The 20,413-nt window shown below is 40.2% G+C and carries 23 protein-coding genes and 1 other annotated feature; of the genes, 2 read left to right on the top strand and 21 right to left on the bottom strand.

The window, feature by feature from the left end:
- Nucleotides 1–110: 110 nt before the first annotated feature.
- The 19 genes from ACFSGI_RS07405 to ACFSGI_RS07315 all read right to left on the bottom strand — a co-directional run bounded on the left by ACFSGI_RS07405 (nt 111) and on the right by ACFSGI_RS07315 (nt 15,579).
- Complete coding sequence (locus ACFSGI_RS07405) at nt 111–1,085, bottom strand: polyprenyl synthetase family protein (RefSeq protein ID WP_204823515.1); 975 nt, start codon at nt 1,083–1,085, stop codon at nt 111–113.
- A complete protein-coding gene (locus tag ACFSGI_RS07400) occupies nt 1,082–1,951 on the bottom strand; it encodes a menaquinone biosynthesis protein (protein WP_204823514.1) in 870 nt (289 codons plus the stop codon). Before ACFSGI_RS07400 ends, ACFSGI_RS07405 begins: the two co-directional genes overlap by 4 nt.
- Nucleotides 1,932–2,564 (bottom strand): UbiX family flavin prenyltransferase, encoded by a 633-nt coding sequence (locus ACFSGI_RS07395; RefSeq protein WP_379282826.1) that lies wholly within the window; start codon nt 2,562–2,564, stop codon nt 1,932–1,934. Before ACFSGI_RS07395 ends, ACFSGI_RS07400 begins: the two co-directional genes overlap by 20 nt.
- On the bottom strand, nt 2,555–3,430 hold the full coding sequence (locus tag ACFSGI_RS07390) for a UbiA-like polyprenyltransferase (protein ID WP_204823513.1): 876 nt from the start codon (nt 3,428–3,430) through the stop codon (nt 2,555–2,557). The genes ACFSGI_RS07395 and ACFSGI_RS07390 overlap by 10 nt, the downstream gene beginning before the upstream one ends.
- 1 nt (nt 3,431) lies before the next feature.
- The gene (locus ACFSGI_RS07385; RefSeq protein WP_204823512.1) at nt 3,432–4,154 is read right to left on the bottom strand and encodes a demethylmenaquinone methyltransferase; all 723 of its coding nucleotides are present in this window, start codon (nt 4,152–4,154) and stop codon (nt 3,432–3,434) included.
- Between the two features lie 59 nt (nt 4,155–4,213).
- Entirely contained in the window at nt 4,214–5,074 is an 861-nt protein-coding gene (locus tag ACFSGI_RS07380; protein WP_204823511.1) for a heptaprenyl diphosphate synthase component 1, read from the bottom strand.
- A 247-nt stretch (nt 5,075–5,321) separates the two neighbouring features.
- Nucleotides 5,322–5,558 carry a trp RNA-binding attenuation protein MtrB gene (mtrB, locus tag ACFSGI_RS07375; protein ID WP_204823510.1) on the bottom strand — a complete coding sequence of 79 codons (237 nt, stop codon included), beginning with the start codon at nt 5,556–5,558 and terminating at the stop codon, nt 5,322–5,324.
- Between the two features lie 100 nt (nt 5,559–5,658).
- Nucleotides 5,659–5,931, bottom strand: coding sequence for an HU family DNA-binding protein (locus tag ACFSGI_RS07370; RefSeq protein WP_069327910.1), 273 nt, complete (start codon nt 5,929–5,931; stop codon nt 5,659–5,661).
- Between the two features lie 188 nt (nt 5,932–6,119).
- Nucleotides 6,120–6,494, bottom strand: a complete 375-nt coding sequence (locus tag ACFSGI_RS07365; RefSeq protein ID WP_204823509.1) for a 2Fe-2S iron-sulfur cluster-binding protein — start codon at nt 6,492–6,494, stop codon at nt 6,120–6,122.
- A gap of 12 nt (nt 6,495–6,506) precedes the next feature.
- Nucleotides 6,507–7,124 carry a hypothetical protein gene (locus ACFSGI_RS07360; RefSeq protein ID WP_204823508.1) on the bottom strand — a complete coding sequence of 206 codons (618 nt, stop codon included), beginning with the start codon at nt 7,122–7,124 and terminating at the stop codon, nt 6,507–6,509.
- A gap of 73 nt (nt 7,125–7,197) precedes the next feature.
- Nucleotides 7,198–8,241: an NAD(P)H-dependent glycerol-3-phosphate dehydrogenase gene (locus ACFSGI_RS07355; protein ID WP_204823507.1), complete on the bottom strand. Its 1,044-nt coding sequence runs from the start codon at nt 8,239–8,241 to the stop codon at nt 7,198–7,200.
- Nucleotides 8,234–8,869 (bottom strand): glycerol-3-phosphate 1-O-acyltransferase PlsY, encoded by a 636-nt coding sequence (gene plsY, locus ACFSGI_RS07350; RefSeq protein WP_204823506.1) that lies wholly within the window; start codon nt 8,867–8,869, stop codon nt 8,234–8,236. The genes ACFSGI_RS07355 and plsY overlap by 8 nt, the downstream gene beginning before the upstream one ends.
- Before the next feature lie 12 nt (nt 8,870–8,881).
- Nucleotides 8,882–10,207: a ribosome biogenesis GTPase Der gene (der, locus tag ACFSGI_RS07345; RefSeq protein ID WP_204823501.1), complete on the bottom strand. Its 1,326-nt coding sequence runs from the start codon at nt 10,205–10,207 to the stop codon at nt 8,882–8,884.
- Between the two features lie 390 nt (nt 10,208–10,597).
- Nucleotides 10,598–11,833: a 30S ribosomal protein S1 gene (gene rpsA, locus ACFSGI_RS07340; protein ID WP_204823499.1), complete on the bottom strand. Its 1,236-nt coding sequence runs from the start codon at nt 11,831–11,833 to the stop codon at nt 10,598–10,600.
- A 73-nt stretch (nt 11,834–11,906) separates the two neighbouring features.
- On the bottom strand, nt 11,907–12,485 hold the full coding sequence (locus ACFSGI_RS07335) for a lysophospholipid acyltransferase family protein (RefSeq protein WP_204823498.1): 579 nt from the start codon (nt 12,483–12,485) through the stop codon (nt 11,907–11,909).
- A 3-nt stretch (nt 12,486–12,488) separates the two neighbouring features.
- The gene (cmk, locus tag ACFSGI_RS07330; protein ID WP_379282820.1) at nt 12,489–13,190 is read right to left on the bottom strand and encodes a (d)CMP kinase; all 702 of its coding nucleotides are present in this window, start codon (nt 13,188–13,190) and stop codon (nt 12,489–12,491) included.
- Between the two features lie 110 nt (nt 13,191–13,300).
- Nucleotides 13,301–13,945, bottom strand: coding sequence for a flagellar brake protein (locus ACFSGI_RS07325; protein ID WP_204823494.1), 645 nt, complete (start codon nt 13,943–13,945; stop codon nt 13,301–13,303).
- 194 nt (nt 13,946–14,139) lie between these two features.
- On the bottom strand, nt 14,140–14,838 hold the full coding sequence (prsW, locus tag ACFSGI_RS07320; RefSeq protein ID WP_204823492.1) for a glutamic-type intramembrane protease PrsW: 699 nt from the start codon (nt 14,836–14,838) through the stop codon (nt 14,140–14,142).
- 129 nt (nt 14,839–14,967) lie between these two features.
- Nucleotides 14,968–15,579, bottom strand: coding sequence for a genetic competence negative regulator (locus tag ACFSGI_RS07315; RefSeq protein WP_069327899.1), 612 nt, complete (start codon nt 15,577–15,579; stop codon nt 14,968–14,970).
- Nucleotides 15,580–15,976: 397 nt separating this feature from the next.
- Here ACFSGI_RS07315 and ACFSGI_RS07310 point away from each other — a divergent pair, with 397 nt between their 5' ends.
- On the top strand, nt 15,977–16,876 hold the full coding sequence (locus ACFSGI_RS07310) for a polysaccharide deacetylase family protein (protein ID WP_204823491.1): 900 nt from the start codon (nt 15,977–15,979) through the stop codon (nt 16,874–16,876).
- A gap of 117 nt (nt 16,877–16,993) precedes the next feature.
- Here ACFSGI_RS07310 and ACFSGI_RS07305 read toward each other — a convergent pair whose 3' ends face one another.
- Both ACFSGI_RS07305 and ACFSGI_RS07300 read right to left on the bottom strand, forming a co-directional pair.
- On the bottom strand, nt 16,994–17,434 hold the full coding sequence (locus tag ACFSGI_RS07305; RefSeq protein ID WP_204823490.1) for a hypothetical protein: 441 nt from the start codon (nt 17,432–17,434) through the stop codon (nt 16,994–16,996).
- Nucleotides 17,431–18,024 carry a type II CAAX endopeptidase family protein gene (locus ACFSGI_RS07300; protein WP_204823489.1) on the bottom strand — a complete coding sequence of 198 codons (594 nt, stop codon included), beginning with the start codon at nt 18,022–18,024 and terminating at the stop codon, nt 17,431–17,433. The genes ACFSGI_RS07305 and ACFSGI_RS07300 overlap by 4 nt, the downstream gene beginning before the upstream one ends.
- A gap of 234 nt (nt 18,025–18,258) precedes the next feature.
- Nucleotides 18,259–18,488 (top strand) — a binding site (T-box leader).
- A gap of 211 nt (nt 18,489–18,699) precedes the next feature.
- Between ACFSGI_RS07300 and serA the strand changes: the two genes are divergently transcribed.
- Nucleotides 18,700–20,292 (top strand): phosphoglycerate dehydrogenase, encoded by a 1,593-nt coding sequence (serA, locus tag ACFSGI_RS07295; RefSeq protein WP_204823488.1) that lies wholly within the window; start codon nt 18,700–18,702, stop codon nt 20,290–20,292.
- Nucleotides 20,293–20,413 lie beyond the last annotated feature (121 nt).

Below are 20,413 nucleotides of genomic sequence, written 5' to 3'. Positions count from 1 at the left end.
ATCCTACTCTATTAGTAATTAGGAAATATTTTACGTATAGCCAACCATTTTATTTGCACAATTTTCTATATTCTGCAACAAAACATAAAATTGTCGAACATTGTTGTAGATTAATGTGAACGATTAGCAACAAATTTAGCAATCTCTTGCAAATGTTTTTGCGTTCTACCTGCTGGCAACTGACTAAGCGCGTGCATCGCTTTTTGAATATAACGATCAGCTAATAATTCAGCTTCTTGGATTCCTTTACTTTCACGTACCATACGTACTGCTGTCGTTACATCTGTTTCGCCATTTGCATTATGGATTCTTGTAATTTCAGCAAGCAACGGTTCCCGGCGGGATTCATCTTGCAATGCATACAAGACCGGAATTGTAATATTTCCCTGACGCAGATCACTACCAGGTGGTTTGCCTAGTTGCTTCTCTGTTCCGCAGAGATCAAGAACATCATCACGAATCTGAAAAGCCATACCGACGTTATACCCGTAGCGGTATAATTCGCGGGTGATTTCTTTTGGCGCATTCGCAGCGATTCCACCTAATTGACAACTAATTGCAATCAATAAAGCCGTTTTGCGACGAATACGCAGTAAGTAGCGACGAATACTTTGTCCTGTATTGAAAAAGTCTCTAATCTGTTCCATCTCACCAATCGACATTTGTACCATCGCTTTGGATAATACTTGATGAATTTGTGGATTTTCCAGACGTGCTACAATCATCAATGCTTTGGCATAAATATAATCGCCTGTGTACATTGCAATCCGGTTATCCCATTTGGACTTCACAGTCGGTTGACCGCGACGTGTGTCTGCATCATCAATTACATCATCATGTACAAGAGAAGCCATATGAATCAGTTCCAGAGCAACGGCTACATTGCTTAGACGATCGAGATCATACGTACCATACTTGCCTCCAAGCAACACAAAAGCGGGACGAAGCCGTTTGCCTCCCGCTTTGAGCAAATGAAGTGATGTTTCATTTAATAAAGGATGTTCACTGTCTATACTTTGACTAAGCTGTCGTTCTATCACATTCATGTCTTTTTTTAGTGTCCCGAAAATATCCAGTAGTTTCATTCGTTCACCCGTATTAGTGTATTGTCAGTCCATAATTCCATGTGTACTTCATGATCTAGCAATTCAAGCTCATAAGCATATTTAAAATATAATGCTAGACCTTTTTGCTCTGTTTCTCCAAAATCATACCATAATTGCTGAAAATAGTGTTTCCAATACGCATGATCTCCGCCCATTTTTTGCTGAGCTTCTTGAATCACTGGATTCAGATCAGCGATAGAACGCTGTTTACTTTTTACTAATTGCTGCCCTGTTTCGGTTACAAACTCAGGATATGTAGCTGCAAATTTTTTGTTAACAGCCCATACAGCAAATGTCATACTTAGTCCTGTCCATGACTTCCATTCTTGTCCTAGATCAGTCACGATATATCCTGTATCTTTCTGCGCGGCTGCAATCGCATGATCACCGATCAATAACGCTGCATCCGCTTGTTCCATCATTTCATCCAAGCTCGGGTCCATCGAAATGTATTCTGGAGTCAGATGATACCGCTTATTCAGAATAATTTTGAGAAGGTTGATAGAAGTAGCTGACGTATTTGTCAGCGCGATCGTTCCATTTCCCAGTTCTGCAATTGGCTTTCTGGAAAACAGAAGAATCGATCCGACTGCATTTTTAGCACTTACAGATAGATCAGGCAATAACCAGAAATCAGACGAGCGCGTACCATAAGCAAATGAAGATACCGGTGTGAGATACAATGTTTCTTCTAACAAACCCCGATTCAAGTTAGCAGGAAGATCGCTATGAATCTCTGCGGGCAAGGATAGAGCCGACGGATCAAAATGATGATACACCGGCCAATCGTTTGTATATTCTATTTTACCAATTTTGAAAGGTTGTTCAAAATTTTTCACGACCATTCCCCCATCGTTCAAATAATTGATGTTCGATGTCCAGAATATCGAGCACCTTGCCAACCATGAAGTCGACCGTATCATCCAATGTTTTGGGACGATAATAAAAAGCAGGCATAGCCGGAACAATACTCACGCCCATACGTGCTAGTTTTAACATATTTTCTAAATGTATTGCTTGCAGTGGAGTCTCTCTTGGTACTATAACCAGTTTACGCTCCTCTTTAAGCACCACATCTGCCGCTCGTGTCATTAAGTTCGCTGACATTCCGCCTGCAATATTCGCTAAAGTCCCCATTGAACAAGGAACAATGATCATCGCTTTGACCCGAAAAGAACCGCTAGCAATCGTAGCTCCAATATCGGAAAAGGAATGATATACCAATCGTTCTGACCATTCACTGAAATATTGTTCTAGCATTTCTTCTCTACCGGAAGCTTCCCAATCCATCTCTTCTTTAAGTACGCGCCAGCCTGCATTAGAGATCACTAGATGAACAGTATAACCGAGGGACAATAACACCTCGGTTAATCGAATACCGTATACAGAACCACTAGCACCTGTAATTCCTACAATATAGCGTTGCTTCGCTGTATGTTCTGTAGAACTTACCACCACTGTTTCACCACCAGATCGATCAATGTGAATACAAATACGATCAGACTTAGTGTACTATTTAATGTAAAGAATGACGTTTGTAGACGACTCAAATCTTTTGGAGTCAAAATGTAATGCTGATAGAATAAGATAGCAAGTGCAATCACAGCACCGATAAAATACCACCAACCCAATCCAGCCATAACTCCAATCGCAATCAGACCGATCGCGGTAATCACATGAAATCCTTGTGCAATTTTGAGGGCTTTAGCAATTCCGAAGCGACTTGGAATCGAATATAATCCTTCTTCGCGGTCAAACTCTTCATCTGCACAAGCATAAATCACATCAAAACCTGCTGTCCAAAACGTAATTGCAATATAAAATACTATCGCTGTCCAGCTAAATTGACCGGTTACCGCTATCCAACCACCTAATGGTGCTAGACCTAGCGTCATGCCAAGAACCACATGACAAAGCCAAGTAAAACGTTTGGTATAGGAATAGATCACCAGCATAAAGATCGCAATAGGTAATAATTTTAATGCTAACGGATCTAATTGTGTCACTGCCCAGAAAAAGATAACTAATGAAATAAGTGTAAATAATACAACTTCACTGGAACGTAAAAGACCTGCTGGAATTGCACGCATCATCGTACGTGGATTTTTGCCATCAAATACCTGATCAATCAGACGGTTAAGACTCATTGCCGCAGTACGTGCACCAATCATCGCTAGCAAAATCCAGCCAATTTGTGCCCATGAAGGCAAATGACCATTAATCACATAGGATCCCAAAATAGTTCCCATAAAAGCAAAAGGCAACGCAAAAAGCGTATGCTCTATTTTAATCATTTCTAAAAATACTTTAAATTTCTTAAACATTCTACTTCTCCTTGATCCCAATATGAAGTGCCGCAATACCACCTGTTAAGGGGTACGCCTGAACATTGTCTAGCCCAACATCTCGGAATATTTGCGCCAGTTCTGCACGTCCCGGGAACAGCTTGAGTGAATCAGGCAGCCATTTGTATTGCTCGTAATGTTTGGCTACAAGTTTGCCCATAAGTGGCAATAAGTTTTGGAAATAAAAATAATACAGCCCTTTAAACGGTTGCCATGTTGGTTTGGATAGTTCTAAACAAACAACCATACCACCAGGCTTCACCACACGCTGCATTTCTTTTAACACTTGTACCAGATCTGGCACATTACGTAGTCCGAATCCTATCGTTACATAATCAAAAGAATTATCTTCATACGGAAGATCCATTGCATTCCCTTGAGTGAGTGTAATATTGTCTTTCCAGCCATCACGATTGATTTTGTGCTGACCAACTTGTAACATATTTGGACTGAAATCCAGTCCTTTGATTTGACCTGTACCACTGGCTTCAGCAATACTCAGTGTCCAATCACATGTTCCACAACATACATCCAGTGCTGAACTACCTGGTTGTACATTCATTTTTTTCATCGTAAATTTGCGCCATGCTTTGTGGCGACGGAAACTAAGCAAATCGTTCATCATATCGTATTTTGGAGCAATCGACTCAAAAACGGATTGTACGAATTGCTCTTTCGGTTTGACAGCTTCTGGTTTGGTCACGATACAATCACCTCATTTTAAAATAAGTACTCTAGCAATATTTAATTTCAGAACTAGCCTTATTGCTCTTTATTTAAGACCAATGCTTGATAAGATTCCGTTAACGATAATACTTCAGTCTGCAACTCAGCATGACCCGCTTGTGCAAGACGTTGCGAAATATCTGCTAACACGCTAGTTAACTCTGAGCGCAGATATGCAGTGATCTGGTATGTCTGATCCCATTCATTCCACTGTTGCACAGTCACGTGATCACTGACGACATGCTCTTTGTTCTGTTCTTGTCCATGCTCAAGTACCTGATACAAAGCATAGCTACCAAATGGCCCTTGTTCTCCATCTACACGTGTTAATTCATTAGCCAGTATTTCAGCGCGACTAAAATCAGTTAACAATGCTTGCCATAGTGAAGATACTTCTGTAGAAATATACGGTGTAAACAAAATAAACAGCTCCATTTTAAGCTGTGTAAGCGACTGCACGTATTGCTCGGCAGTAAAGTGTTTACTTTGAACATCATGATACAAATTCATTTTAAGACGGTTCGTTTCGCAGATAGCTGCACTGAGTAAAGAGATCATCTCAATCTCGCCAGCTTTGGACAATAACTCGTAAAAGCGACTACTGAAAAAGTCTCCTGCTAATACATTCAACTGTCTAGAACGCATCGCTTCTTCTTCCTGATGAACAGCCAGTGTATCGATCATATCATGAGTATCCATCGCCATCTGTACAATACCTGCTACAAGTGGGAATAATTCTCCACGATGTGAGACACTTTCCTCATGATCGGTCATATTCAAAAAGGCATGAAGTAAATGTACACGAGTGTCTGGAAACTCGGGAACTCCTGTATGCTTTTGAATCATATCGTATTCTGTGTATTTTCGGGATGTTTCCAACAAACGGTATGGTTTCATCTCAGCCTCCGACGCCTTTATAGTGCAAGTCTTTATTTTCACAAACCTAGTATAGCCTAAAAGATAACTTTTAAGCCATTTCAGTTCATTATACCATATGTTTTTTTGACAAGACAGGGCTAGTGAAGATTTGTAAGTCAATTGATGACATAGAAAAATACTGGTTTCCTCAACCTTAATCAACTATTAAACATGAGGAAGCCAGTATTTAGGTAGATAGTCTATTCATGATCAGCTATGCCATGTATCAATCTTCTGTATTCATAGAGCCATGCTTGGTCATTACTTCTGCTTTGCCGCGTACTTTAATCGCTGATGTATTCTCTGTAAATTGAACCACCATGATCTCGCCTTTATCCAATTTCTCTGTATGATGAAAACGAGTATCGCGTCCGCGGGTTAGACCAATAACCTGTACTCCGTTGTCTTTCGCTTTGATCACAATATAGTCACTATTTGTATAATGATTGTCCGGTGATTCCATAAACGTTATCCCCTTTTCGTATTTAACATAGATCAGATATGGAAAAGACCGTGAACATAATCGTCACGGTCTTCTTCCTGCACATGGAATATGTAATAACTTATTTAATTCCATCTTTCAATGCTTTACCAGGTTTAAAAGCCGGGATTTTGCTAGCTGCGATATCGATCTCTTCACCTGTTTGTGGGTTACGTCCTTTACGTGCAGAACGCTCACGAACTTCGAAGTTACCAAATCCAACCAATTGTACTTTATCACCACTTTGTAGTGCACCAGCGATAGCTTCAAAAACAGCATCAACTGCTTTAGTTACGTCTTTTTTCGGCAAATCAGTTGTTTCTGATACTTGCGCGATCAATTCGGATTTGTTCATATATTTCACCTCCCAAAGTATTTATATCGATTGCTCCACTTGCTGCTTGGTTTTTCGTTTGCACGAAATATAAGTAAACACCGCGGAATTTTCGAAAATATCACCTACTGCGTATAGAGCACAGAAGGCGGAACAAACCTATAGTAATATACTCACCCTTTAATTTCAAGCATTTTGCGCTTTTTTGTCTACCAATCACTCAGATCTTCGTTTTGTTGCTCCATTTGTTTGCGAATCGCGGCTTTTAGTCGATCTTCTGGTACTTCCACCGTCAAATCACCAATCACTTTAGCCTGACAGGATAATCGTACACCTTGTTCGATCGAACTTCCTAATTTACGCGATTCGGCTGGTTCTGCTTTTGAGATACATACATGCCCTTCATCATCGTAAGGATGCGGAGTATTCACTTTGCACATCAAACAAGCGGCTTTGCCGTCACAGCGTACAGCAATATGAACTCCTGCTTTGCGTGCGGCTGTAAGCACTGTTGTTCCTGTACTGACCTGTATCGACTTACCGGATGGCAAAAAGGTGACTTGAGCTTTGTCTGTTCTGGACATAATGTTCTCCTTTTAACCGTTTATTCCAGCTAATCTACGGATACGTTGCATGAATTGAGGATGAAATCCATTATGCTGTATGATCTGTTCGATCAGTGTCGCATGATCCTGAGATTGCTCGCGTATTCGTTCACTAATCGGTTCATAGCGATCCGGTCGATCACGTAATAGATTAAAAATCAATTCATGTGCTAATGGCATCAAGTGAATACTTCCAGCCTCTAACGTATATACAGGAGCAGCAGGATAAAGAACAGGCTCTACATGCACGCGATAATACGATTCTCGCGCCCGTACTTCAAATCCACCCACCAATTCAACTGTATACGGATCTAACTGATAATGACTAAGTGTTGAGCGATACGTTCTTGTCTCGTCAAGTATCGGATAATCCAACACAGGTAACTCCTCAGCTAGCTTCTCATGAAGGTCATTTATCCGAATCTCATCGGTATACAAATCTATATCGCGTGGAGCTTTGTCTAACTTCACACCGTGTAGTAAAAGACCACAGCTTCCACCAAGCAACCAGGGAGATTGCTCCTTGAGCGGTTGAAGCAAACGAACAAGCTGCTCCAGAGAGGGTATCAGCTCTTTTTTCTGCTGTACCTGCTGCTGCGTTTCCACCATGATTTCCTACTCCTTCCTGTGCAAAAAGAACGAAAGGATTATAGATACCCCATCGTTCCTGCTTATTTCTTTTTTAGGAATGCCATTGTTGCCATGTTTCTAGCTTCATGACTTCCATTTCATTTTTGGGATTACGTCCCATTAACGTTTCCACTGCTGTACGAGGATCACTTTGCTCAAATAACACATGATACAATTGCTCTGCGATCGGCATTTGTACATTATATTTTAGCGAAATATCGCGTGCTGCTTCTGTAGTTCGTACACCTTCAACCACCATATTCATCGAAGACATCACTTCATCCAGTGATTTGCCTTGACCTAACATATAGCCTGCTCTCCAGTTACGACTATGTTGGCTACTTGCAGTGACCATTAAGTCACCAATACCTGCAAGTCCTGAAAAGGTCAACGGATTAGCACCCATTTCACTACCGACACGTACCATTTCAGCAAGTCCACGAGTCAACAAAGCGGCTTTGGCATTATCTCCAAATCCAAGACCATCGACCATACCTGCACCCAGCGCAATAATATTTTTGAGTGCACCGGCAAGCTCTACCCCGACCAGATCTAAATTCGTATACACGCGGAAATATTCTTCATTCATAAACAAAGATTGGGCTGCTGCTGCCGCTTTGGCATTATGAGAAGCGACGACTACCGTAGTTGGGAGACGTTTCACCACTTCTTCTGCATGACTAGGACCAGATAACACAACCACGTCTGATTCTAGGCAGTCCAGTTCTTCGCTGATGACAGTAGACATCCGTTTGAGTGTCTTGGTTTCGAATCCTTTGGTCGCATGAATACAGAGCATATCAGGATGGTAATACGGTTTAAGATCGCTACATACTTGACGCATCGCTTTGGAAGGCGCTACAATCACCACTGCTTTTGTTCCATCCATAGCAGCAGCAAGATCAGAAGTTGCTGTAATTTGAGTGGACAGAACTGCATCTGGCAAATACTTTGTATTGGTGTGCTGTTGATTAATCTCGGCAACTTGCTCTTCACTGCGCGCCCATATTGTAACTTGTAGACCATTGTCTGCAAGTACAGAAGCAAGCGCAGTTCCCCAACTACCAGCTACTAGAACGGTCACTTTTTCAGACAACTTTGTTTCCTCCCTTGTCCGCTTTGGATCCGATTTTATTTTCAGTACCTTTGAATATTTTGACAATATTCGTCTGATGCCGCCATACTGCTAGCAACCAGATAATAACACTGACTGTAATAATCGGTGCAGAGTATCCTTGAATAAGTAATACAATAGGCGTTAACGTTACAAAAATTAACGATCCTAACGATACATAACGAGTGATCACAATCGATGCAATCGCAAATACACCTGCAATTAACGTTGGCACAATACATAATGTTACCAGTACACCAATTGTTGTCGCAATTCCTTTACCTCCGCGAAAACGGAAATAAATCGGCCAGTTATGCCCTAAAATAGCAGCTATTCCACACAAAGCAGGAACCCAGTACATCGTATGTCCTGATAACCCGATACTGAACCAAACGCCAAGCCAAATAGCTGCCACACCTTTGAGCGCATCTAACAAAAGTACAAATATAGCAGGTCCTTTGCCTAGTACGCGCAATGTATTGGTTGCTCCGGCGTTGCCGCTTCCGTGATCACGGATATCGATTCCTTTCAGCCATTTAGCAATAAGTACACTAAAGCTGATTGAACCAATCAGATAACTAATAATAATAGCCACGACTGATAAAATCACATGCTTCTCTCCTTAATTATCTGATGCTGATTTTCGACGTGTAAATATTCGAATCGGTGTACCAATAAAGTCGAATGCCGCCCGAATTTTATTTTCCAAATAACGTTCATACGAAAAGTGCATCATCTCAGGTTCATTTACAAAGACGATAACGGTTGGTGGTTTAACAGCAACTTGAGTTACATAGTTAATACGCATCCGTTTTCCTTTATCTGTAGGCGGAGGATTAATCGCAATCGCATCCGATACGACATCATTTAATAAATGAGTCGGAATACGTAATGCATGTTGCTCAGCCACTTGTTGTACAACCGGTAATAATTTGTGAACACGTTGTTTGGTCAATGCAGATAAGAATACAACAGGAGCATAACTCATAAATAAGAAATGATCGCGAATATTCGATTCAAATTGACGCATCGTTTTGTCATCTTTTTCTACAACATCCCATTTGTTCACTACGAAAATAGCCGCTTTACCCGCTTCATGCGCATATCCAGCAACGTGTTTGTCTTGGTCGATAATGCCTTCTTCACCATTGATAACCGTTAATACCACGTCTGCACGTTCAATCGCTTTCATTGCACGCATTACACTGTATTTTTCTGTATTTTCATAGACTTTACCACGCTTACGCATACCTGCTGTATCAATCAATACATAACGTTGTCCATCACGTTCAAAAGGAGTATCGATCGCATCGCGTGTTGTACCCGCTACATTACTTACGATAACACGTTCTTCACCCAAAATTGCATTGACCAACGAAGATTTACCTACGTTAGGACGACCGATTAGAGCTACGCGAATGACATCATCGCCGTATTCATCTTCAACCATTTCAGGTAATTCTTTGACAACCGCATCTAGCAAATCACCCATACCACTACCATGACTTCCTGAGATTCCGATCGGATCGCCAAATCCTAAATTATAAAATTCATAAATATCATTCATACGACCCATGTTATCTACTTTGTTAATAGCAACAACGATAGGTTTGCCTGAACGATATAGTATTCCCGCTACTTCTTCATCAGATTGAGTCAATCCGCTTTTGACATCACACATAAATACGATAACGTCTGCTTCTTCGATCGCAAGTTCAGCTTGCATCCGAATCGACTTCAGCATCATATCTTCCCCATCTAATTCGATACCTCCGGTATCAATAACACTGAATGCTTTACCATTCCATTCAGATGTTCCATAGATACGGTCACGCGTAATACCAGGTTTATCTTCAACAATAGCTAGCCGATCACCGATCATGCGGTTAAATACTGTGGATTTTCCCACATTCGGGCGGCCTACAATTGCAACTACAGGTCTTGCCATACGATCCATTCCTCCTGTTCATTCTTTCCGCTTTTCATCATAGCAAAAAACATTGCACTTGGCTAACATTATGATGAACTTTACAACGGATTATTTATTCCTTGAAAAGCAATAATCGACGAATCCATTGCGGATTCGCCGATTGATTGAGTGACTTTTACTAGAAAGGCGGTCGCTTTACTATCAATGGACCATCCATAAAAAGCCCGTACTATGATTCAGATGATTTTATGAGGAAATCCCTTGCTCAAATTTTGAGGTTAACGTAAATGCCTTTAAAACTTTGCAAACATTAATGCTTGCTCTGCTTTAAATTCTTTTCGTTCAACCCCTTGCATACATCATTAAAACGTTGATGTTTGCTTGAGCGAGGAAATGACTCGCTCATGATCACTTAAATTTGCTTAGTTTGTCACCGAAACGTTCGCCAAGAGTGATGCTCAATCCTTGGTTGCTTAGAGATACGTTAGGGTTATTCAATTCTTCTTGTTTAGGAGCTCTGTCGCCGCGGTTGTTACTGCGTTCTGGTTTAGCAGATTGAGCAGGAGCTTCTTCTGTTTCTTTGATACTTAAGCTAACACGTTTTTCTTCTGTGTTTACATCAAGTACTTTAACAGAAACTGTTTGTCCTTCTTCAAGAACTTCTTGTGGAGTACCAATGTGTTTGTGAGAGATTTGGGAAATATGAACCAAACCTTCTACTCCTGGAGCGATCTCAACGAAAGCACCGAAGTTCACAAGACGTTTTACTTCACCTGTTACGATATCGCCGATGTTGAATTTGTCAGAAGCTGAATCCCAAGGTCCTGGTTGAGCAGCTTTGATACTCAAGCTGATTTTACCTTTTTCAGGGTCAACACGAAGTACTTTTACTTTTACTTCGTCGCCTTCAGACAATACATCAGATGGTTTGTCTACGTGGTTCCAAGCAATCTCGGATACGTGAACCAAACCGTCTACGCCGCCAACGTCTACAAAAGCACCGAATTGAGTCAAGCGTTGTACTGTACCTGTCAATTCTTGTCCTTCTTTAAGACTTTCCATCACTGTGTGTTTGTTAGCTTCGTATTCAGCTTCCAATACATCTTTTTGTGAAAGAATGACTTTGTTGTTTTCGCGATCCAATTCTTTTACTTTAACACGCAAAGTGCGTCCTTTGTAATCGCTGAAATCTTCTACGAAATGACGTTCTACCATAGAAGCCGGGATAAAACCGCGTACGCCAACATCAGCAACTACGCCACCTTTAACCACGTCTGATACAGTCACTTCAAATACTTCGCCTGATTCGAAATTCTTTTCAAGAACTTCCCAAGCATTTTCGCTGTCAATCGCACGTTTGGAAAGAACCAATTTCTCTTTCTCATCATCGATACTTACAACTTTACATTCTACTTCTTGTCCTACTTCAACAGCCGCCGCAGCATTGTCTACTTGTAGTGAAGAAAGTTCACGGATCGGAATGATACCGTCATATTTATATCCGATGCTTACATAAGCTTGGTTATCTTCAATTTTGACGATCGTTCCTGTGACAGTGTCACCTTTGTTCAGTGAGACGAACTGATCAAGCGCCTCCTGGTTTGTAACTTCGGTAGTTTCTTGGTTATTATTTTCTTCCGACATGTCAATACCCTCCTCAATTCAAACCCCATTTATTTAAACCCGCAAAATGCAGAGTTCAAAACATCATTAAACATTATTGATTTTCTTGAATTAATTGGCGTATAGCTAGCATGATTTTGTCTGTCGCTTCGTCTACAGTACCTATTGCCCCTTTACCTCGATAATCATCAAGATTAATAGGTGGGCCATAGACTACTTTTGTTTTGCCGAATAGCTTGTAATGACCCACAATCGCTACAGGCACGACAGCAGCATCTGTTCGTAGTGCAAAGCTTGCAGCACCATTTTTGGCAGCAGCATCCCCTGCATTACGACTACCTTCAGGAAAAATCCCCAATACACCGCCCTCACGCAAAATCAGAAGGGATGTTTTGATCGATTCTTTACTTACACCGCCACGTTTGACAGGATAAGCACCAAGTTGTCTAATCAAAGGCCCTAAAACAGGAACTTTGAATAATTCTTCCTTAGCCATAAAGCGAACTTTACGATTCAGCATAATGCCTACAGTAGGTGGATCCAAATTACTAATATGATTAGAACAAAGTAATACTCCACCTTGCTCGGGAACATGCTCTTTGCCTACAGCTTTTAGCCGAAATAAAAACATATACAAAATGCGTAGAATCGTACTACAAATGGTATATACCATGAATCAGACTCTCCCTGACTGCACACTCTGTGCCATTGCAATAATACGCTCAACGACTTCTTCGATCGACATCGAAGTCGTATCCAGTACTGTTGCGTCTTCTGCACAAACGAGCGGAGAAAATTCACGCTGTTCATCCAATTGATCGCGCGCTGCAATTTCACGTTCAAGTTGCTCTAATGTAATACTTTCCGAACCATCCATTTCTGCAAATCTTCGTCTTGCTCGCTCTTGGACAGTAGCAGTCATAAATACTTTTACTTCTGCATCCGGAAGCACATGAGTACCGATATCGCGTCCATCCATTACAACGCCTTTGCGCAAAGCCATTTGCCGCTGTAAAGTTGCAAGCTTCACTCTCAGCCCCTCGATTTGCGCATATCGTGACACAATTCGGTTTATGGCAAGACTACGAATATCTGCTGTAACGTCTACTTCATTAGCTAGAACTCTTTGTCCTTGTTCATCTGGTATTAATTCAATCACCAGTTGTTCCGCTTCTTGAAGCACTTCTACAGTATGATCTGGATCGATATTTCGTTGTAGCATATGCCATGTTACTGCTCTGTACATTGCACCGGTGTCCACATATACGTAACCGAGACGTTTAGCTACTAACTTCGCTATTGTACTTTTACCAGCCCCAGCAGGACCGTCAATCGCAATGTTCATTTTCCCGCTATATTCTAATGCTTGGCGTACCAATCGGGAATCCCCCTCAACCTTCATACTACAACTCGCTAAAAAAGCAGGCATTGCCTGCGACAAGCAAATTATACCACAGTACTATATAACATGCAAAAACGCCGAGTCATTTATAACACTCTAAAATCGAATTGGCGTTCAAAACAATAACGAATCATTTTTTGCCGATCCGTTTCCGATATCACTGTATATTCTAATAAATATCTTGGTGTCAGTGATGTGGAGTCAAGTACACTCATCACTTTTGCTGTTAATGGAATATGATCTATTTTTCCATTTTTCATATGAATTAATAACCAGCATTCTAGCACATCATTTTTTTGTACTTTGTTCATCACATCTGTTGTAAATGATAAACCGCCAGCGCTTACATTATCAGTGATAGCTACAAACCGATGATCTTCTTTTTTGACCGCTACTTCTATTTGTGCTTTGACACGTAAATATTGTCGTCTTTGAACGACAGAAATTTCTTCTTGAAGAGGTTTGCGAATACGACTCAAGGAAGAGGTGGAATCGAAGCCTGTTACCATCGTACTGAAATAATGTTTGATTTCATTATCGATTAAATAATACGCATACAACTCTTCACCCAATGTTAACTTTTTGACCGAAGAAGATTTTTTATGACTTAAAGGGCCGATATATAATGAATCGTCATCTGTTCGCCCTACAATCGATTGATAGATCTCTGTCTGATCTCCTTCAGCAGCTTGAAATTGAAAATAAATCATGTCACCCGATTTCACTGACATACGTGCTTCCCCCTTGAACAATATCCAACCATTTCTACGCTTCTGCTGTACTTGATTATGAGTATATAGTGATATGAATTATACCATCTTGTTATAGAAATGATACGTCATAAATTGCTATTTTAGACAAAAAAAAGCAACCGCACTTTTCTGCACTATAGCAACAGATAAGTGGATTGCTTTTTATGACAATATTACAAATTAACTTCTTCCTCACGTTTGATAAAGCGGAAAGGCGAACGGTTACTCGCCCGGGTGATCTTACTCATCCCACCATACCAGAGAACGATCATCAACGGAATAATGTACCATAACCAATATTGACTCATCATATGCAGGATCAGATCATATAATCCATGCCAAAAAATAGGAAGTATTAATCCTAAAGCAAGGAATATATTACGTTTGCGTTTGGTAGTTGTAAATTTGGCTTTGCCAATATAGTCACCCATGATCACTCCGAAAAGCGCATGTCCAGAAACAGGAAGCAATCCCCGCAATAATAATGACATGACAGACATGGAGTTATATAAGGCATACAATACATTTTCCAATGTTGCAAATCCTAATGATAGCGCTACTGTATAGAGTATTCCATCATAAGGCTCGTCAAACTCTGTATGATTGTACAAAATATGATAGATAATAAACCATTTGGCAAATTCTTCTACACCTGCTGAGGTCAGAAAGGAAAATACATAAGGACTATCGCCTAATCCAAGCACCATAGCCCGTTGTATAATCATAAGCGGGAATACAATCGCCACGCCTAAGAAAAAGAATTTGATTACCAAATGGAGTGGTTCTGGTTCATATCTGTCCTTGAGGTAAAAATAGATCAACAGAGCAATACCCGGAGCTATTGCTGCCATCATGATCGAAAATAAAGACACTCGATATTCTCCCTCCATTCTTGCGTAAACCCAGTCCGACGTTGTGCCACATTATAATATTAGGAACTCCTTCCGGTCGGTTCACGCTATGGATATGAAGGATATACCTGAGGTACCTTTATATTGGACTTAGTCGTTACGATCAAAATGTTCACAGATGGTCGCAATCGCATTTTCAGCCATAACAACTTTTCCGTATTCTTCTAATACTGCTTCCGTTAACGATGTTGTATCGCCAAATTCAGCTAATACAGCGATCAAAGCGGCGTGTTTGGTCAAATCTACATCCGCAGGATCCATAGTCAAAATCCATTTATCTTTATAATGGTACAGCCGTCCGGCTTCAGTGACATTTTTGGAGAGAGTATGAGCTGCTTCGATAAGAACTTCAAAATCTTTGAAAGAATACGCAATAAAATCAGTTTCTTCTAGCGTAACTTCCATTTCATATATTTCGTCAGCCATATCTTCTTCATTAATCGTGCCCAAGTGTTGGTCATACTTGCCACGCGTCACGATAACAACCATTCCTTGCGCAGGAAGTGCAAATACTTCGACTGCAAGAGGACCGGTAGCATCAAATCCAAGCTCACTATAAGCTTGATCCATCATTTCGGTAAAAAGATCATGGACTTTAGGAATTTCCTGCCACATGTCTTCTTTTTGAATTCCACGCTCAGTAAGATCATCAAACGTAAGGAAAATCCGTATTTTGTCTGAGCTTAGTCGTTCTATTTTCATAATAGGATCCCCCTTGGAAAACATAGGTCATAACCATCGTATGAATACAGGTTATGTCACTGCCTATTTATATCGATGATAGATATAGCAATGCTATATTAGGTATGTTACCATTTATTATCCTTAAATGCACGCACTAAAACGCCTGAATAAGAATAATGCGTATTGTCAATCTTTTTTTTGAAATTTGTTTCATATCTTCCGGTTTTGGTTTAAAAGATAGTTTGTGCATTTAAGGTCAATTGCTATTTATGGCTATATTGTAACTTATCGTTATATATTTATGGTTGACCTTACACATGCTTTAAGGATTTAATTTACATATGCGGAATTTTGCTCCACCGTTTGTTGATCGATTTTATTTTCTAACAATTCAGACAGAAAAGAGCGTGAATGTATGTTAAAAAAAACAGCGAGTTGGTTGTTGTTATCTGTAATTATGTTGTCTGCTTGTAGCAATCAAGCTCCAGCATCCACTACAGAAACACCTGCCGCTACTACCGAACAAAGTAATACTAGCACACCTGCAACAACCCCAGAAAGTAGCAGTACAGCTACTACACCAGCAACAGAGGGTACAACTTCTACAGAAGCGACTACACCGGAACAGTCTTCTGAAAGTACATCGGCAAAAGACACCGAAGCTACTGCTCCTGCTGAGTATACATATCATATGAACAAAAATTATGATATCGTACCTAACGAAGAATCCAAAGAAACGCCTAAAAAAGTAGTTCTTTTAACATTCGATGACGGTCCAAAAGAGAAAAAAATGATTAACAGTATGATGGATACACTGGACAAACATCATGCTAAAGCGATCTTCTTTGTCAATGGCTATCGGATCAAAACTCATCCTGAACTACTGAAGCTTATTCATGATCGTGGTGGTATTATCGGTAATCATACCCAAGATCATATCGTACTTAAACATGAATCTAAAGCTAAAGTAACCCAACAAATCGAGGATACTCAAAAGTTAATTGAAGATACGATCAATGAAGCTCCGCGCTTCCTACGTGCTCCAAATGGTGCTACTAACGATACGGTACATGCATTAGCGAAAAAACATGACATGCTGTATATGAACTGGTCTGTAGGTTCGCTTGACTGGGTAAATCAAAAAGATCCAGATGCTGTTATTTCGAATGTTATGGATCAACTACATTCAGGAAGTATCATTTTGATGCATGAATTGCCTTGGACGGTAGAAGCATTGGATGAACTTCTAACCAAGCTTGAGGCAAAAGGTTATACATTTGTTGATCCTAATGCGATCGAACCTAAAATGCGTTAATTTGTTTTTCTGACTTTAATCATTAAAAGCTAGTAATTAAAAAGCAAGGGTTACAGTGTAATAACTGCGACCCTTGCTTTTTTGTTGAGTACATGTAGTTGTTCAATAGCAATCATGTTATAGCCCGGAACGACCTGCTAAATTCTGAAGCCAATACCAATTCGGCATAAACCCAGATAGCTTAATTCCCCACCATAACAACATAATTGTTAACGCAACAAACAAAAAAATAAGATATCCGTAAAAAAACTTGGCAATTTTAATTTTGCGAGATGGATAAATCGTACTTCGAGGTACGTAATCTTTATCTTTTTCGTTCTCTTCTTCATCTGTTTCACTAACTTCGCCTGTTTTAGAACGCGTTAACACTCCTTGTTCATTGATCGCTCCACGAACAGTGTTGGTAGCATTCTTTTTACGACCCGCAGGTAAACGAATACGACTTCCTGTTAGAAGCCCTTCTTCTCCAGTACTATATCTGGCTACTCTACTCGATTGTCTGCTTTCTCGTGTTGCTGTATTACTATAACGTTCTAACCTGCTTAGGCGCTCGCTCATTTTTCCCTCCGCAATGAAATAATTAGACCGGATATCAGGTCAATCGCAAAGTGACATAATATAGGTGCCCACAATGTTCCGGATTCAATATATATATACCCAAGTGCGTAGCTACTGACGAATACCCATGCTGTAGGAATCCAATGTCGTAGATAACGGAAATGAATAGCAGCAAATATAATGCTGGTCCAGTAAGGACCTACTGCATATTGAATAGCTCCACGGAACAATATTTCTTCGCACACCCCTACCAGTAGTGTAATAATAATAATATGCCATAACGGACGATTTTTGAAGATCATTTCATTAATTCCGCCATCATCCATACTATTTTCAGGAACAACTTTGGAAATAAATAGATCTACGACTAGCATCAACGCTGCAAGCCCTAATCCCCATGCGATAAAAGTAAGTTCTGTTGGCAATTGTAATAATGTTAAAGGGTTGCGCCCTTGTAACCAAATCCATATCAGTCCAACAAGCAAGGTCAACCCTTGCGTTAAATACAAATTAATCAATAATAATTTATCGGTTAATTGTTCAGGTTGTACGCGTTTAATTTTGAATGAACGAAACTTGCTTTTTTTCATAATCACAATCCTTTGGCTGCATAAAATAGTGTATCGGTCTATTATATCACTTTATTGAATACTAGCTTCTATCTCTGTTCCTAATTATTCAAGATTGGCTGTTCTGAACGTTTTACGTTAGAATATAATTATCGTTTCGCGTAAAATTCATTTTGAAATTTTCTGATTGCTTTCTCTCTTTGCTGTATTGACATGATATGTAACCCATGTTACATTATGAAAAATTAAATGATTCTAACGTCTATGAAGGAAAAAAGTAACATGATGGTTTTCAGAGAGCCGGTGGTTGGTGCAAACCGGTAAGCCAATTGTTATCTTTGAGCGATCCTGAGTCACTGTATTGAAATCAAGTAGGTACAGTCGGTTGATCCCGTTAGCGATCCGGTCAAAACATTGACCATAAGGCTGGTTCTTGTGAAAGAACAGCGAATTAGGGTGGTACCACGACAGCACTCGTCCCTTTGCTACAGTAGTAGTATGCGGAGATGAGTGCTTTTTTTGTATGATTTTCACTTTCATGCGGTAGTGCGTTCACCCATTGAACTCACCAAAAAGAATGTGTACGATATTAGCATAGCATAGCTGTTTTCAGCGCTGACAGCAGATGCGAGTGTTTATATAAATGACAAATAACGATTGTACAGAGACTGACCATTTTGGAGGAGGAAAGAAATTATGTTTAAGGTATTGGTATCAGACCCGATTAGTGATCTAGGAATTCAGCAATTGGTAGACGCTCAAGATATTATTGTGGATAAGCAGACTGGACTTAGCGAAGATGAATTAGTAGCTATTATTGGCGACTACGATGCTCTACTTGTACGTAGTCAGACGACAGTAACCAAAAAAATCATGGAAGCTGCCACCAAGCTCAAAGTCGTTGGACGTGCGGGCGTAGGCGTAGATAATATTGATCTAAATGCTGCAACAGAACGCGGTATCATTGTAATCAATGCACCAGACGGTAACACCATTACAACCTGTGAACATACTTTTGCGATGATGATGGCTCTTGCTCGTCACATCCCTCAAGCTTATGCCAAAACAATTGGCGGTACTTGGGATCGTAAATCTTTCCTCGGCGTTGAATTACGCAACAAAACATTAGGTGTACTCGGTATGGGTCGCATCGGTAGTGAAGTCGCGAAGCGTGCCAAAGCATTTGGAATGGAAATTTTGGGATATGATCCTTTCTTAACACAAGAACGTGCAGACAAAATGGGTGTTACTTTAGCCAGTGTCGATGAAATTATACGTAATGCCGATTTTATGACGGTACATACACCGTTAACGCCAGAAACAAAACATATGATCTCTACTGCACAATTTCAGGTCATGAAAAAAGGTATGCGTATTATTAACTGTGCACGTGGTGGTGTAATCGATGAGACGGCTTTGATCACTGCTGTAAATGAAGGTATTGTCGCTGGTGCTGCTTTTGACGTATTTGAAAGCGAACCTCCGCAAGCAGATCATCCATTTTTGAGTCATCCGCAAATTATCGTTACTCCACATCTAGGTGCATCTACGATTGAAGCACAAGAGAATGTAGCGATCGATGTATCCGAGCAAGTATTGCATATTTTACGTGATGAGCCTTTCAAAAATGCTGTGAATATGCCTCCTGTGGCTGCAAGCGTGATGAATAAATTACAACCTTACTTCTCCCTCGGTGAGAAATTAGGTAGCTTTGCTGCTCAAATGGCTACTCAAGCGATTCAAGAAATTCGTATTGATTATGCAGGAGATCTATCTGAAGTCGATACCCAACCATTAACACGCTATATTCTAAAAGGCATTCTTGCCCGTCATATGGGTGATGAAGCGAATATCGTAAACTCAATGCACCTTGCTAAAGTACGTGATCTCAATGTGATCATTACAAGTGCTCCATCGACGAAAGGCTTTACCAACTTGATTACAGTGAGCCTTAAAGGACAAAACGGTGAAGAACCTCGTGTAGCAGGTACATTGTTAGCAGGTTACGGCGAGCGTATTGTTCGTATCAATGATTATTCTGTCGATGTATTGCCAAGCGGCCACCAAATCTTGATCTCTCATACAGATAAGCCAGGTATTATCGGTAATGTAGGTTCACTACTAGGTCAAAAAGATGTCAATATTGCATCGATGCAAGTAGGACGTAAGCAAGAAGGCGGCGAAGCGATTATGATCTTAACCGTTGATAAAGATGTCAACAAAGATGTATTATCCGCGCTTGTCGACTTGCCGAACTTGAACAAAGCACAAGAAGTGGTACTGGTATAATTTATAAATAAAAGTAACCAATAAATATATGTGATTACTAAATAAAAGCTGTTCTATACAATATATTATTGTGTAGAACAGCTTTTTTTGATTTGCTTATTAGCAGGAATGTCAGGAATGT

This window comes from Paenibacillus nicotianae (genome assembly GCF_042681745.1).
Classification (GTDB): Bacteria; Bacillota; Bacilli; order Paenibacillales; family Paenibacillaceae; genus Saccharibacillus; species Saccharibacillus nicotianae.
The sequence above is the reverse complement of the archived record's forward strand: the minus strand, read 5'-3'. Positions and strand labels throughout refer to the sequence as shown.

What these genes read in the sequence shown, in the direction of transcription:
- ACFSGI_RS07365 (WP_204823509.1), bottom strand. Translation starts at nt 6,494, where the DNA reads ATGTCCAGAACAGACAAAGCTCAAGTCACCTTTTTGCCATCCGGTAAG.
- ACFSGI_RS07360 (WP_204823508.1), bottom strand. Translation starts at nt 7,124, where the DNA reads ATGGTGGAAACGCAGCAGCAGGTACAGCAGAAAAAAGAGCTGATACCC.
- ACFSGI_RS07405 (WP_204823515.1), bottom strand. Translation starts at nt 1,085, where the DNA reads ATGAAACTACTGGATATTTTCGGGACACTAAAAAAAGACATGAATGTG.
- ACFSGI_RS07370 (WP_069327910.1), bottom strand. Translation starts at nt 5,931, where the DNA reads ATGAACAAATCCGAATTGATCGCGCAAGTATCAGAAACAACTGATTTG.
- ACFSGI_RS07325 (WP_204823494.1), bottom strand. Translation starts at nt 13,945, where the DNA reads ATGTCAGTGAAATCGGGTGACATGATTTATTTTCAATTTCAAGCTGCT.
- der (WP_204823501.1), bottom strand. Translation starts at nt 10,207, where the DNA reads ATGGCAAGACCTGTAGTTGCAATTGTAGGCCGCCCGAATGTGGGAAAA.
- rpsA (WP_204823499.1), bottom strand. Translation starts at nt 11,833, where the DNA reads ATGTCGGAAGAAAATAATAACCAAGAAACTACCGAAGTTACAAACCAG.
- mtrB (WP_204823510.1), bottom strand. Translation starts at nt 5,558, where the DNA reads ATGGAATCACCGGACAATCATTATACAAATAGTGACTATATTGTGATC.
- serA (WP_204823488.1), top strand. Translation starts at nt 18,700, where the DNA reads ATGTTTAAGGTATTGGTATCAGACCCGATTAGTGATCTAGGAATTCAG.
- ACFSGI_RS07400 (WP_204823514.1), bottom strand. Translation starts at nt 1,951, where the DNA reads ATGGTCGTGAAAAATTTTGAACAACCTTTCAAAATTGGTAAAATAGAA.
- ACFSGI_RS07310 (WP_204823491.1), top strand. Translation starts at nt 15,977, where the DNA reads ATGTTAAAAAAAACAGCGAGTTGGTTGTTGTTATCTGTAATTATGTTG.
- ACFSGI_RS07300 (WP_204823489.1), bottom strand. Translation starts at nt 18,024, where the DNA reads ATGAAAAAAAGCAAGTTTCGTTCATTCAAAATTAAACGCGTACAACCT.
- ACFSGI_RS07315 (WP_069327899.1), bottom strand. Translation starts at nt 15,579, where the DNA reads ATGAAAATAGAACGACTAAGCTCAGACAAAATACGGATTTTCCTTACG.
- ACFSGI_RS07390 (WP_204823513.1), bottom strand. Translation starts at nt 3,430, where the DNA reads ATGTTTAAGAAATTTAAAGTATTTTTAGAAATGATTAAAATAGAGCAT.
- ACFSGI_RS07380 (WP_204823511.1), bottom strand. Translation starts at nt 5,074, where the DNA reads ATGAAACCATACCGTTTGTTGGAAACATCCCGAAAATACACAGAATAC.
- ACFSGI_RS07305 (WP_204823490.1), bottom strand. Translation starts at nt 17,434, where the DNA reads ATGAGCGAGCGCCTAAGCAGGTTAGAACGTTATAGTAATACAGCAACA.
- ACFSGI_RS07335 (WP_204823498.1), bottom strand. Translation starts at nt 12,485, where the DNA reads ATGGTATATACCATTTGTAGTACGATTCTACGCATTTTGTATATGTTT.